Origin of the sequence: Motilimonas eburnea, from assembly GCF_021295345.1 — a bacterium.
Taxonomy (GTDB): Bacteria; Pseudomonadota; Gammaproteobacteria; order Enterobacterales; family CBDFNC01; genus Motilimonas; species Motilimonas eburnea.
Window position 1 is genome coordinate 141,868 of record NZ_JAIMJB010000002.1, and the last position, 13,230, is coordinate 155,097.

General features: G+C 46.0%; 10 protein-coding genes and 4 tRNA genes. 6 read left to right on the forward strand and 8 right to left on the reverse strand.

Annotated features, from left to right (window positions below; genetic code table 11):
- Nucleotides 1-19 precede the first annotated feature (19 nt).
- The gene (locus tag K6Y21_RS02670; RefSeq protein ID WP_233070137.1) at nucleotides 20-343 is read left to right on the forward strand and encodes a hypothetical protein; all 324 of its coding nucleotides are present in this window, start codon (nucleotides 20-22) and stop codon (nucleotides 341-343) included.
- Between the two features lie 401 nt (nucleotides 344-744).
- Here K6Y21_RS02670 and K6Y21_RS02675 read toward each other — a convergent pair.
- From K6Y21_RS02675 to K6Y21_RS02690, 4 genes are all read right to left on the reverse strand, one after another.
- Nucleotides 745-821, reverse strand: a tRNA-Met gene (locus K6Y21_RS02675).
- A gap of 123 nt (nucleotides 822-944) precedes the next feature.
- Nucleotides 945-1,021 (reverse strand) — tRNA-Met (locus K6Y21_RS02680).
- A 145-nt stretch (nucleotides 1,022-1,166) separates the two neighbouring features.
- Nucleotides 1,167-1,243, reverse strand: a tRNA-Met gene (locus K6Y21_RS02685).
- A gap of 150 nt (nucleotides 1,244-1,393) precedes the next feature.
- A tRNA-Met gene (locus K6Y21_RS02690) sits at nucleotides 1,394-1,470 on the reverse strand.
- A 336-nt stretch (nucleotides 1,471-1,806) separates the two neighbouring features.
- Between K6Y21_RS02690 and rlmKL the strand changes: the two genes are divergently transcribed.
- The 5 genes from rlmKL (at nucleotide 1,807) to rmf (ending at nucleotide 8,238) form a co-directional block, all read left to right on the forward strand.
- Nucleotides 1,807-3,927, forward strand: a complete 2,121-nt coding sequence (gene rlmKL, locus K6Y21_RS02695) for a bifunctional 23S rRNA (guanine(2069)-N(7))-methyltransferase RlmK/23S rRNA (guanine(2445)-N(2))-methyltransferase RlmL (RefSeq protein WP_233070138.1) — start codon at nucleotides 1,807-1,809, stop codon at nucleotides 3,925-3,927.
- Entirely contained in the window at nucleotides 3,921-4,136 is a 216-nt protein-coding gene (locus K6Y21_RS02700) for a glutaredoxin family protein (RefSeq protein ID WP_233070139.1), read from the forward strand. Before rlmKL ends, K6Y21_RS02700 begins: the two co-directional genes overlap by 7 nt.
- A 3-nt stretch (nucleotides 4,137-4,139) precedes the next feature.
- A complete protein-coding gene (gene uup, locus K6Y21_RS02705; protein ID WP_233070140.1) occupies nucleotides 4,140-6,056 on the forward strand; it encodes an ATP-binding cassette ATPase Uup in 1,917 nt (638 codons plus the stop codon).
- Nucleotides 6,057-6,063: 7 nt separating this feature from the next.
- Nucleotides 6,064-7,902, forward strand: a complete 1,839-nt coding sequence (locus tag K6Y21_RS02710; RefSeq protein ID WP_233070141.1) for a DUF3466 family protein — start codon at nucleotides 6,064-6,066, stop codon at nucleotides 7,900-7,902.
- 159 nt (nucleotides 7,903-8,061) lie between these two features.
- The gene (rmf, locus tag K6Y21_RS02715; protein ID WP_233070142.1) at nucleotides 8,062-8,238 is read left to right on the forward strand and encodes a ribosome modulation factor; all 177 of its coding nucleotides are present in this window, start codon (nucleotides 8,062-8,064) and stop codon (nucleotides 8,236-8,238) included.
- A 49-nt stretch (nucleotides 8,239-8,287) separates the two neighbouring features.
- Here rmf and fabA read toward each other — a convergent pair whose 3' ends face one another.
- From fabA to K6Y21_RS02735, 4 genes are all read right to left on the reverse strand, one after another.
- On the reverse strand, nucleotides 8,288-8,818 hold the full coding sequence (gene fabA / locus K6Y21_RS02720) for a 3-hydroxyacyl-[acyl-carrier-protein] dehydratase FabA (RefSeq protein ID WP_233070143.1): 531 nt from the start codon (nucleotides 8,816-8,818) through the stop codon (nucleotides 8,288-8,290).
- Nucleotides 8,819-8,902: 84 nt separating this feature from the next.
- The gene (locus K6Y21_RS02725; protein ID WP_233070144.1) at nucleotides 8,903-10,531 is read right to left on the reverse strand and encodes a S16 family serine protease; all 1,629 of its coding nucleotides are present in this window, start codon (nucleotides 10,529-10,531) and stop codon (nucleotides 8,903-8,905) included.
- 103 nt (nucleotides 10,532-10,634) lie between these two features.
- On the reverse strand, nucleotides 10,635-11,027 hold the full coding sequence (locus K6Y21_RS02730) for a glycine zipper family protein (RefSeq protein WP_233070145.1): 393 nt from the start codon (nucleotides 11,025-11,027) through the stop codon (nucleotides 10,635-10,637).
- A 137-nt stretch (nucleotides 11,028-11,164) separates the two neighbouring features.
- Complete coding sequence (locus K6Y21_RS02735; protein ID WP_233070146.1) at nucleotides 11,165-13,108, reverse strand: exoribonuclease II; 1,944 nt, start codon at nucleotides 13,106-13,108, stop codon at nucleotides 11,165-11,167.
- Nucleotides 13,109-13,230 lie beyond the last annotated feature (122 nt).

A 13,230-nucleotide genomic window follows, 5' to 3' on the forward strand; every position in this document is an offset into this window, starting at 1 on the left:
AGAGTGCTAAAGATTTATAATGACTCCAGAACAAAAAACGGCGAGGGTAAAACGTCTAGTTTCTGCTGCAAGAAGTTTGGTTACAGGCCAGCAAGGAATCACGTTAGCAGCTAATCATGTTTTACGCTGCCTTTATGATTTGGGCGATGATTGGGTAGAAAGGTATCCTATATACACAGAATTTAGAAATGCTTTGCCAGCAGAGGTACCAATATCTACAGAGCGGCTATTCTGGCATTTTGATAAAGTTCTTGAGCTCGATCCTTTGCTGGCTAAAGTTGAATATAATTTTCGTGCAAAACTAATGTCTGAGTCTTTTTTAATTATTGAAAAATATAGCTAACAAGTCGCTGAATTAAGATTCACCAAGGCTGTCATGCCAATTGCTGCGCAATTCGCCCGCCAGCAATTGGTTCACTTATTGCGAGGCGCTGACGGATCCCCTCATAATTTAAGCATTGCTGTTTGATGGATCACGCGTATGTATTCGCATATTGCCCACTGTATATCCGCGTAATTTCTTTGGTGGTCCCGCCGTCTTAGCACCTCTTTTGCGAGCCGTGTTATCAAGTAACAGGACAGCCATCTTTATTGAGTGATTAGGGGGTAATAAAAATTAAGATTGGTTGCGGGAGCCGGATTTGAATTAATGCCCTTTGTGATTTTTAGAGAGTTGAGCCCGACGAGCTACCAGATTAAGGCGTTGAAGAAAGGATACTTGAGATATTATATGAAACTGAGAATTGGTTGCGGGAGCCGGATTTGAACCAACGACCTTCGGGTTATGAGCCCGACGAGCTACCAGACTGCTCCATCCCGCGACTGGATTTTTTGAAACTATATGATGTGGTGTAGAAATTGGTTGCGGGAGCTGGATTTGAACCAACGACCTTCGCAATTATTAAGAGTTGAGCCCGACGAGCTACACTCTCAAACACCAAAATTGGTTGCGGGAGCTGGATTTGAACCAACGACCTTCGGGTTATGAGCCCGACGAGCTACCAAGCTGCTCCATCCCGCGACTGTATTTCTATATTTTGCATTACATTGATAGACACTTCTTTTATAGAATCTAACAAAATTGGTTGCTCAGTCTGGATATAAACCAGCGACCTTCGCGTTTATTAAGAGTTGAGCCCGACGAGCTACACTCTTAAACACCAAATTGGTTGCGGGAGCCGGATTTGAACCAACGACCTTCGGGTTATGAGCCCGACGAGCTACCAGACTGCTCCATCCCGCGACTGTATAATGCTACTTAGAGGATACCATTGCTAACTAGGATAATTTACATCTTAATTAAAATTGGTTGCTGGACATGGTTTTTAAACCAACGACCTTCGCATTAATAAAGAGTTGAGCCCAACGAGCTACAAGTTCTTTAAAACCAAGTTGGTTGCGGGAGCCGGATTTGAACCAACGACCTTCGGGTTATGAGCCCGACGAGCTACCAGACTGCTCCATCCCGCGTCCGTCTAAGTGCGGCGAATAGTATAGATAAGATTAGCGAGATGCAAGGGCTAAAAGTGAAATAATATTTGTTTGCTCGTTTGTTAGGCAATCAGGGTAAGGAGTAACCGGTTCAGCACGAAACGTCACCTCACCTAGCTATCTGCTTCGAAATGGCGGCTTTATTCGTGAGCTAAGGGCGATTTGTTTATGTTTAAGCGGCTTGCATACGTTATACTACGGCGCTTGTTAAGCATGCTGTTTGTCTGGTTAAACCCCCGCCAGCTGTTTAGCCGTTTGTTTTTGCAAGGTGTCCAGCGGCGCCTTGGTGTAATGTCTTTTATCTCGGAAATCTGAATGTCTACAAATACGCTTTATGAATACTTCGTTACCACAGCGCAAGGGCTTGAGCCTTTAGTTGAAGAAGAATTGCAATCTTATGGTATTACCACTGGCAAGGCGGTACGCTCGGGCGTGAGTTTTACCGGAACCCTAGCGCAAGGCTATCAGGTTTGTTTATGGTCACGATATGCCTCTCGGGTATTAATGCGATTGAATGAATTTAAAGTCAACGACGTGATGGATTTATACCTAGGGTGTAGTTATATCCCTTGGGAGGATACCTTTGCCGTAGATAAGACATTTGCCATCGATTTTTCCGGCACCAACGATGAAATTCGTAATACCCAATTTGGTGCGTTGAAAGTAAAAGACGCTATCGTTGACCGTTTTCGTAAAAAGTTAGATCAGCGCCCTGATGTGGAGCGTAGCGACGCGCAAATCCGCATTAATGTTCGTTTGTTTAAAGATAAAGCCCATGTTTATTTAGATATGGTCGGTAGCCCACTGCATCATCGTGGCTACAAAACCGAAACGGGCGCGGCGCCATTAAAAGAAAACCTGGCTGCGGCCATCATTAAACGCAGTAGTTGGCAAATCGATCAGCCATTAATCGACCCTATGTGTGGCTCGGGTACGTTAGTTATTGAAGCCGCTTTAATGGCAACCAATCGCGCGCCGGGCTTATTGCGTAAAGGCTATGCCTTTGAGCATTGGCTGGGCCATGACAGTGACTGTTGGAACAGCATGCTCGCGCAGGCAAGCGTGATGCATAAACGTAATCAAAACCAATGTGATACGCGCTTTTTTGCATCGGATAAAAGCCGCCGTTTGATTGAAATTGCACGCGGTAATGCACAGCGTGCGGGCGTGGCGGATTTGATCACCTTTAGCGTTAAAGATGCAACCGAATTTGCAAACCCGTTAACAGAGCAAACCGGTGTCATTATTGCGAACCCGCCTTATGGTGAACGGATGGGCGACATGAGCGGCGCCATCGATCTTTACTCTAAATTTGGTAACCAACTTAAAAAAGCCTTTCCGGGCTGGCAAGCGTCGCTGTTTTCAACCGATACCGAGTTATTAAGCTGCATCGGGCTGCGCGCCAGCAAAACCTATAAATTATTTAATGGCCCACTTGAGTGTGTGCTGAAAAACTATCAAATCAGCGACCGCGGTTTAACTAGCGATAAACCGGCTATTTATGCTGAAGATTTTGCTAACCGTTTGAAAAAGAATTTAACGCAACGCCAAAAATGGGCGAAGCGTGAAAACATCAGTTGTTATCGCGTGTATGATGCGGATTTACCTGAATATAACGTGGCCATTGATGTGTATGATGACAACGTGGTGATCCAAGAATACGCCGCGCCCAAGAAAGTCGACCCAGCCAAGGCGAGAAGACGGGTGCTGGATATTGTGGCTACCACACGCTATGTGATGGCGACGCCAGAAAACAAATTGTTCCTTAAAGTGCGTGAAGTGCAAAAAGGCAAAAATCAGTATCAAGCACTAAATAAAAAACAAACCATTATCACGGTGGCCGAAAACAATGCCTTGTTTGAGGTGAACTTAAGTGATTATTTAGACACGGGCTTGTTTTTAGATCATCGCCCGATGCGTAAACGCCTGGGTGAAATGGCTAAGGGTAAGCATTTCTTAAACTTATTCTGTTATACCGCTAGCGCGTCGGTTCACGCAGCCCTTGGCGGCGCGGCCTCCACTACTAGCGTGGATATGTCTAATACCTATTTAGACTGGGGCAAGCGTAACTTTGCGTTAAACAACATTAAGGGCGCGCACCATTTTGAGCAAGCCGATGTACTTAAATGGCTTGACCATTGTCAGCATCAGTACGATTTAATCTTTTTAGATCCGCCAACCTTTTCTAACTCAAAGCGCATGGACGGTACCTTTGATGTGCAGCGTGACCATGTGGCGCTATTAACTAATGCAAGCAAGAACCTAACTACAGGTGGTGTATTAGTGTTTTCAAATAACAAACGCGGCTTTAAATTAGATGACGCGGGCGTGGCCGCTGCGGGTTATCGGATTGAAGACGTCAGTAAGGCGTCTATCCCAGAAGACTTCAAGCGCAACGGAAAAATCCACCAGTGTTGGATCTTAACAAAATGTTGATCACCTTATATACAGCAGAGGGCTGTCACTTATGTGAACAAGCCCAGCAGGTATTAAACCAAGCTGGGCTCAACTATCAGTTAGTCGATATTGCCTTAGATGAGCAGTTGGTAGAGCAATATGGCATAAGGATCCCAGTACTTGCGTATAACGGTAAAGAATTGGGCTGGCCTTTTGATGGCCAAGCAGTAAGTAAATTTTTGGAATAGATTGTGGCATTAATTACATTACAAAACGCGGATCTGGCCTTTGGTGATAATCCGCTATTAGACAGGGCCGAACTGGTCATTGAACCCAAAGAGCGGGTTTGTTTAGTTGGGCGCAATGGTGCGGGTAAATCTACCCTGCTCAAAGTGCTTTGCGGTGAAATCCAATTAGATGACGGTCGCATTGTTAAAAATAACGACGTTAAGATTGCCCGGCTAGAGCAAGATCCGCCTCAGGTAGAAGGGGTGACAGCCTACGAATACGTTGCTAGTGGCATGGCAGAAGTGGGTAAGGCGGTCACCGAATACCACAACTTATCCCATGAGCTTGGCGATGCGCCTAGCGAGCAACAGCTAAAGCGGCTAGAGCAGTTACAAGAGCAACTTGATCTGCATAATGGCTGGCAACTGGATACTAAGATCAATCAAACTTTGGCTTTGCTTGAAATTGAGCCAGATATCGCACTGGATCAATTATCGGGGGGCTGGCAACGTAAGGTCGCCTTGGCAAAAGCCATGGTGAGCGAGCCGGACTTATTGTTTTTAGATGAGCCAACTAACCACTTAGATGTGGCTACCATTGAATGGTTAGAGCAATTCTTGCTTAACTTTGCTGGCAGCATCGTGTTTATCAGTCACGATAGGGCATTTATTCGCCGTTTGGCTACCCGGATTGTGGACATCGACCGAGGTAACTTAACCTCTTGGCCGGGGGATTATGATCTTTACCTAGAACGTAAGGAAGAAGCCCTTAGGGTAGAAGAAGAGCAAAATGCCGAGTTTGATCGCCGTCTCGCACAAGAAGAAGTGTGGATCCGTCAAGGGATTAAAGCAAGACGTACCCGTAACGAGGGACGTGTACGCGCATTAAAAGCCATGCGTCAAGAGCGAGCACAGCGCGTGAATGTCATGGGCAAGGCGAAGATCAATGTCGACGAAGCGGTGCGCTCGGGTAAAATTGTGTTTGAAGCCGAGCATTTACGTTATGAATTTGAACAACAGCCCATTGTTAATGACTTGAGCTTCACCATTCAACGCGGTGACAAGATAGCCTTAATTGGCCCCAATGGCTGCGGTAAAAGTACGCTGCTGAAAATTATGCTGGGCGAATTAGCGGTGCAGGGCGGCAAGTTAAAATGCGGCACTAAGTTGGAAGTGGCTTACTTTGACCAATATCGCGACAAGCTAGACCCAGAGAAGTCGGTGATGGATAACCTAGCCGAGGGTAAGCAAGAAGTTGAAGTCAATGGCAAAATGCGTCATGTATTGGGCTATTTACAAGACTTTTTGTTTCACCCCAAACGCGCGAGAACGCCCGTTAAAGCCTTATCGGGCGGTGAAAAAAACCGTTTGTTGCTGGCGAAAATCTTCTTAAAGCCCAGTAACTTACTCATTCTCGATGAGCCAACCAATGATTTAGACGTTGAAACATTGGAACTTTTAGAAGAATTGCTTGCCAATTACAAAGGCACCTTACTGCTGGTGAGCCATGACCGTTATTTTGTTGATAATACGGCCACTCACAGCTGGGTGTTTAAAGGTGAAGGCGAAGTAGAAACCTTTGTGGGGGGCTACAGTGATGCTCGTGCTGTGTTGGATCAGCGTGCTGAGCAACAAAAACAACATCAGCAAGCTGTGACTGCACCAACAGAAGCGAAGCCAGCTACGAAAAAGCCTACGCCAGCGAAGAAGAACAAGTTATCATACAAGCTAAAACTGGAACTAGAACAGTTACCTAGTTTATTAGAAGGTATTGAAGCCGAAATGGAAGCGCTGCAAGCGCAAGTAAATGATCCCGAATTTTTTAGTCGTCCTAACGATGAGACGTCCACCAAGCTCAACAAGCTCGCAGAATTAGAGCAACAGCTCGAAACAGCGTTAGAGCGTTGGGAAGAATTAGAAGCATTACAAACAGGGGAATAACTCTTTGATGAAAGTTAAATTATCTGCATTATCTTTGGCATTAGGTTTGGTTTACGCCGCAGGTAGCACCGCTGCACCGGTTAACCCAGGTGCATACTATGAAATGGAAGAAATCAGTATTGAGCGAAGCGGCGATTTTGCAGATGCTAATTTTGGCCCTTATGCGGTCGCTATTTCCCCAGACGCAAGCAAAGCTGCAGGCGTGACCACACGCTCGTCAATCAATAATCTTGATTATGGCCAACACTTTACATACGAAAGAGAATGTTTTTATTCAACCGATATTTGTGATCTGTTGTTTAAAGGCAGTGACAACCCTGCAGTTAACACCTATGAAAATGCCATCAAGCAGTGGCGAATGGATCAAAACGAAGCCGGCGAGCGCTTATACAGCAGTCAATTTATCCCTTTTACCTTGTCAACGGGGACTGAACCGAAAAAAGAAGTGGGCTTTGATGTGAGCAATTCTGGCACAACGGATCAGGTTGTGACTGATATTACAGATGACGGCGCCGTGGTGGGTTATGGCTCAGCTGAGTATTCTACAGGGGTGCCATTTAGCCGTGATTTTCACCGTCATGCCTTTTATAAAGATGCTTCCGGCGCTTTTTGTCAATTGAAACCGTCGACTGACTTAACTCGAGGCGGTTACAGCGCGGCTTACCATATAAACACCGTGACCTTACCCAATGGCCAAGTGCGTACATTAGTTTATGGTCACGCCAGTGTTAACCGCCCCAATGATGAGAATGTGTACTTGGATCGCTGTTTTTCCAGTGAGCAAGACGATGACAGATACAGCCTGAATGAACTTGTTTTCTGTCCTGGGTTTAACACTCAGCCTTGGGTTTGGGATGTAACAGAAGGGTGTCCAGCCGGTGAATTAGAAGGGCAGGCCATGGTGGCTAATCCTACCGAGCAATGGTTAGAAGATCCTCGCAGCAAAAGACGTAACATGCAATACAGTGCCAATGTATTTAATACTGATGCTCAGGGTATCGCTGTGGGTTACTCAACCTTGCCATACCGCAGTGGTGAAAGAGGCGATCGCGCTCGTGCCATCTATCTTGAGCCAGACAGCAACGGCGTCTACCAAGGCTCGCCTATTGAGATCACCCAAGTAGAGCAAGGCATTGATGATCCAGATGATAACTTGCGCCATACATGGGCAGTGGATATCAATAACAATGGCATCATTGTGGGTAACCGTTTCTTTGATACGGTCAAGGGCCGAAACTACCCGACTGAGTTTTTCGTTTACAACAAGCAAACTAAAGCGATTGAGTTTCCATTACTTGATAAAAATATACGCACCAAGAAAGAGCGTATCGAAGGTAGCAACACCAATAAACCGGGCTCAAATAGCGAGGTGAGTGCCATCAATGATGCAGGCACTGTGGTGGGCTGGGCTGATGCTTGGCAAGAAACACAACCGGTTGAGTCGGGTAACTTGCGCCGTCAAAACGCGTTTGTTTACGACATCGCAACAAAAGATGCATGGTTCATCAATGACCTAATATGTACACAAGATGCTAATGGCAAGATTAACCTACCTTACTACCGCGTAGAAAAGGCCAAAGATATTAGTCATGACGGTACCATCATAGCTACGGGTTATCGCTATGATACCAAAGAAGATTTTTTATCTATCAGTAATGCCAAGCCGGTGATGCTAAAGCTTAGTCGTAACCTTGCGGCGGGTGATATTAATGATCAACCTAACTGCTGGGAGGCAGATGAGGGTGAAGATTTAGATAAACCATTTAAGCGCTCAGGTGGCCATGCATTTTGGTTAGTGGCGTTGGCAGTGGGTTTTATGGGTGTGCGCCGCTTCACAAAACGCTAATATCCTTGTAAAAGGATCTGACTTTTATTCAACAGCTTATTTTTATAGGCGAGATGAGCTGCGTTATCATCGTTGACTAAGACAAAATTTTAAACTAATTCTAAAGTACAAGGCGCTTCGCCTTGTGCTTTTTTTTTGCTTAGTATGAGGTCGTATTCGATGAAAAGACAAAAACGAGATCGTATCGCACGGGCGCACGCTAAAGGTTATCAAGCTGGTATCATGGGCCGCGCGAAAGAAGTTTGTCCATTTCAACAAGTCGATGCTAAAAGCTCTTGGCTAGGTGGCTGGCGGGACGCCTATGAAGAAAGGAGCCACGGTCTATTTCTTAAATAAAAAAAGCCCCGAGTGGGGCTTTCTTATATCTGCGAGTAAAGGCCAGAGATTAAAAGCTATCTGTGTCTTTAAACAAGCCAACCTTTAGATCTTTAGCGGTGTAGATAACGCGGCCATCAACCGACACTTCACCATCAGCAATACCCATCACCAGCTTGCGCATGATCACACGCTTCATGGTGATCTTGTAACTTACCTTGCTTGAGGTTGGTAAGATCTGACCGGTGAATTTAACTTCACCCACACCAAGCGCACGACCTTTACCTGGACCACCGCTCCAGCCAAGGAAGAAACCCACTAACTGCCACATCGCATCAAGACCTAAACAACCCGGCATAACCGGATCACCAGGGAAGTGGCAATCGAAGAACCAGAGATCAGGTGTAATATCAAGCTCAGCAAGGATTTCGCCTTTACCGTGCTCTCCATCTACGTCGTTGATCTTGATGATGCGATCCATCATCAGCATATTGTCGACAGGCAGTTGGCAATTGGTTTCACCAAATAGTTCACCACGGCCACAAGCTTGTAGCTCTTCTTTAGTGTAAGCGTGCTTACCCAAGTCTTTTTGAGAGGTCATAATCTAACTCGTTAATAGTTTGATATAAAAGCAAAGTGGCACACTTTATAGAAAAGCATGCCGGGGTGCAAGAAAGTGTCGCTGTTAGGCTTGCCAATATCGCATTAATTTCTTGAGCCAAGAGGTGTCGCCTTCTTCTTGGCCGTTGAGCTCTTTAATGCGCGTGCGGACGGCTTCATAGACCTTATCCACCTCTGCGATGGCGATCTCAATCGCTTGCTCTACGTGCTCAATGGGATAGATGATCAGGCGTTGTTTATTAACGGCTTCTACCAAGGCATCATCGCAACATAAATTGACGAGATTGGATGCAGGGATTAACACTAACACTGGCTGCTGTAATTGCTTCAATTGCGCGGTGCGGTAGATAGCCGCTACTTTTTCATTGATGCCGCCTACAGCCAAGACATTACCTGCTTGATCCATTGAGCCAGTCATGGCTACATCTTGACGCACACTTAATTGTGCTAGGGCTGAGATCAAAGCAACATAAGTTGCGACCGCTGCGCTATCACCATCGGTATGGCTGTAGCTTTGCTCAAAAACGATGTTGGCAGAGAAGGGAACATGCTCTTCCTTACCAAAAACCTGACTGAGATAGCTTTCTACTATCATCATGGCTTTAGAGTGAATATTACCGGCCATTTCAGCCTTACGTTCGACGTCAACCACTTCGCCGTCGCCTAAGAATTCCGCCGCGGTAACACGAAATACTTCCCCAAACTCCAGTGGATGACCCTCTAATTCGACCACCGATAAGCCATTGACTTGGCCGATGGCCTTGCCTTCTAAGGCAATAGGAATTTGTCGCTCTACGATGGACTCATCGCTATAGTGTTGCGGCAGCCTCATCGCTTGTTGTTGGGTCGAGATAAAATCAGCAATGGCGTTGGGGGTGAGCTCTTGGCCAAACCGGTAATGGCAATAACTGAGTAACTTACTTAAATAGCTGGCATTAAGTTGCACATAATGCTGATGATCGCGTCTTGCACTCAGGTGCTGAAGCAGCTTATTTTTAGCCGATGTGGTGATCTTGGTGATGCCCGCTAGTGCTGCTTGTTGTTCAATCAAAGCGATAATGGCACTGATGCTCGCGCTGGTCACTTTGGCTTCATCAGCTATTTCACAAAACTGTTGTGTGAGGGCGGAAAACTCAGGATCAAGTTGGTTTAACTCAGCAAATTGGCTACGGCTGCCGATCAGGATAAGTTTGCACCGGGGTTGCTCTCCTTTTGGCAGCTGCATTTTTTTAATATGCTTTGCCCCGTAACCATCATGCCATCGTAATATCCCTGATAATAGGTAACCTTTCACTTGATACCATAACTGTGGATTTTCTAATAATGGCGGCAAGCTGATGCCTAACAGGCCATTTTGCTGCTGCAAAATCGCCCCCGGACTGAGTGTAAGGGCGTCAGCTTCTAAGGTGACCTCACCAAATAGTTCCAATTGACCATAGCTATTCAAACACTGATACAGGGGAGACTCAGGCAAACTACTTAAAGTTGAGTCAATGAAGGCGATCCCGGTCGCCCAATCATTCATACAGAGGGTGATCAAGCGATGAGGTAATGCGATAGCATCAGTGAGCTGTTGACTGGCATAAGGAAACAGTATTTTCCATGGTGACTGAGGTAAATCGGCCACAGCGTCAATAAGCTGGCTAAAGTCTGGCTGCAGTGAATCGGGTAAGAGCGGGGCTAATTTAGGCAATGACAATACCGTCTGAAATGAAAAAGGCTATTATAGCCTGTAAGCTTAATTAAGGTCGACACTAAAAGCGGATTTCACTGTCGACCTATAAAGCAATGGTCACTTAATTTAACACCGTATAGCCTCGATTGGTCATACAGTTACGCATTACCATCTGCTTTTCATTGCTGTTCGCTTGGCGCTCGGAGTGCTTTGATGCTCCTTTGCCTATGATCCCTGCGGCTAAACCGACACCGGCCCCTGTTTTTGCCCCTTGACTGCCTGAGTTGCCCGATATCGCGCCGATGGCCGCGCCTGCTAATGCGCCTTTGGCGGTGGTGCCAACAACACTGGGGCTATGCTGTTCGGTTTTGACTTGTGCAGCAAGCTGTTCACAATGAAACCTATCTTGATTATATTTATTTTGATCGACTCCTTCGGTGTCGATAATCAGGTTGGCTAACGCGAGTGGCGAAGTACAGAGTAATAATGTGGCGATGGCGATAGTTGATTTCATGTGACTGACTCCTCAATTGCTTTTGTTAAATCATACGGCAATGAAGTTGTCTGGCTATATGGGCTTCCCCCTACTTAGTGAGGGAAGCCGATTAGTTTTAATACAGGTTGCTTATGAGGTAACCATGTCTTGCTATGTTAGCTAAGATTGACAGCAGGTTTAGCAATGAAGTTTTTGCTGTCTTTATTCACTTCGTGGAGCTTAACGACTAGCTCATCTCCTTGAGTTAAAACTATATTTTCATCGATGAGTAGGTGCCCTGTGTCCATTTTGCACGTGATCCGATTTTTATCCTGACATATTAATTGAGCGGGAATAAATGCCATCGCGCCGATGTCGGTCAGTTTGACACGGACGCCTTGGCGAACCACGTCGATGATCTGGCCAGCAAACTCGGTACCTTGTTTGAGATGCTTGTCAAGATACTGAGCATATAGCCAAGCGTTGGCGCCATTTTCAGCCATGCGTTGTATTTTTCGCTTCTCATTAAATTGGTTACCCATATTGGCATCTAAGGAGGCAGGAGGCTGCTGCGTTAATATGGATTTGATTTGGCGGTGGTTTATCAGGTCGCTGTATTTTCTGATGGGTGAGGTCCAAGTCGCGTACGCTGGCAAACCCATTGCAAAATGGGGACTGGCTTGGGGTTTGAATTCACTGTAGGCAAACATGCGACGCAAACGAAAGTCTAAATAGCGGTTATTACTGGCTTTGATTTGTCGGCGGATGGTGCAATAACCGTCTAACTCGGTGAGGGCTTGCTCGGTTGCGTCAATGCCGTGCTCCTTTAACAAAGTGGCCGCTTCTGCAATGCGATCACTTTGGATGCCAGTTTGGCTGTTGAACACGCCTTCGACTTGATGATGGGTCAAAAAATCAGCACCGCAAATATTGGCTAACACCATGGCTTCTTCAACCAAGCGATGGGCACTGCGCCTTGGTAAACACAAAATGTCGATAGGCTCGCCTTGTTCAGATAGCACAAATTTGTAGTCGGGATTATCGTCGAAGGTGAGGGCATTGTGTTCACGCCACGTTAATCTGGCTTGACTAAACAGATTAAGTAGCTGTAATTGCTTGGCAATCTCGGCCTCAGGAGCGAAATCACTGCTTTGCTCTTCTAAGTAGTTCGATACATCGTCATAACTGAGCTTGGCATGAGAGCGGATTTGCGCCAATTCAAATAGAGGCTTCTCTAACATAGCGCCATCAGGGGCAACGAGGATCTTACAGACTAAGGCTGGTCTATCGACATTAGGTTGTAGAGAGCATAATTCATCACTGAGTTGGCGTGGCAGCATAGGCACGTTAAATTCGGGCATGTAGATTGTAAACCCACGTTGCTCTGCTTCTTCATCTAATGCTGAGCCTTGTTCTATATAGGCTTCCGGATCGGCAATGGCGACATAAAGCAACCAATTATCGCCCTGTTGCTCAATGTAAAGCGCATCATCCATGTCTTGGGTTGATGCGTTGTCGATAGTAATAAAGGGCAGTTGGCGATAATCGCTGCGGCTTGATTCATCTAATGCTGGCCAAGCTGATGGCGCTTGCGGTGGCAAGGTGGGTAAGCCAAGTTTGGCCAGTGTGACCCAACGGCCTAGGTAGGGATCGTCACCTTTGGCGATGCGTGTTGTTACATTAACACTAAAGCGTTTGCCATCACGTAGGCTGTGGTGTTGTAGTGTTGCCGTGACCCAGTCACCTTCCTGCAACCCTTCACTTTTGAGCTTGTTACTTAGTTTGGCAGTAAAAGGGTACTTAAACAGTGGATTTTCACTGACAAATTGCAGTTGGCCTTTATACGATTGCAATTTACCGACGAACGCGGTGTGTCCTTGATTAATGAGTGTTTCCGGCTCAGCGGTTTGTTTGTCATTGCTTTCTCGGATAATGGCGGTGATGCGATCGCCATGTAACACTTTACGCATTTCATTGGGGGGGATAAAAAAGCTCTCTTTTTCATCGGTTTCTAAAAAGCCAAAGCCTCTTTCGCTGGCTTTAACCTGACCTTCTTTCTTGGTCAATTCAGATTGCATTTGCTGTTTTAACTGGGCAAGCAGTGGATTATCTTGAAACATAGTGTTGAATACCGAGTGAAAGATGAGGGCAATATAAGGGCTGAGGCCGCTAAATCCAAGTACTATTGAAATCGAGAGAAGCGAGAACTTGGTATTGTTAGTGCCCAGATCCTGACAACAGG

Coding starts and splice junctions, on each gene's coding strand:
- K6Y21_RS02735 (WP_233070146.1), bottom strand. CDS start 13,108: ATGTTTCAAGATAATCCACTGCTTGCCCAGTTAAAACAGCAAATGCAA.
- rmf (WP_233070142.1), top strand. CDS start 8,062: ATGAAAAGACAAAAACGAGATCGTATCGCACGGGCGCACGCTAAAGGT.
- rlmKL (WP_233070138.1), top strand. CDS start 1,807: ATGTCTACAAATACGCTTTATGAATACTTCGTTACCACAGCGCAAGGG.
- K6Y21_RS02730 (WP_233070145.1), bottom strand. CDS start 11,027: ATGAAATCAACTATCGCCATCGCCACATTATTACTCTGTACTTCGCCA.
- fabA (WP_233070143.1), bottom strand. CDS start 8,818: ATGACCTCTCAAAAAGACTTGGGTAAGCACGCTTACACTAAAGAAGAG.
- K6Y21_RS02700 (WP_233070139.1), top strand. CDS start 3,921: ATGTTGATCACCTTATATACAGCAGAGGGCTGTCACTTATGTGAACAA.
- K6Y21_RS02710 (WP_233070141.1), top strand. CDS start 6,064: ATGAAAGTTAAATTATCTGCATTATCTTTGGCATTAGGTTTGGTTTAC.
- K6Y21_RS02670 (WP_233070137.1), top strand. CDS start 20: ATGACTCCAGAACAAAAAACGGCGAGGGTAAAACGTCTAGTTTCTGCT.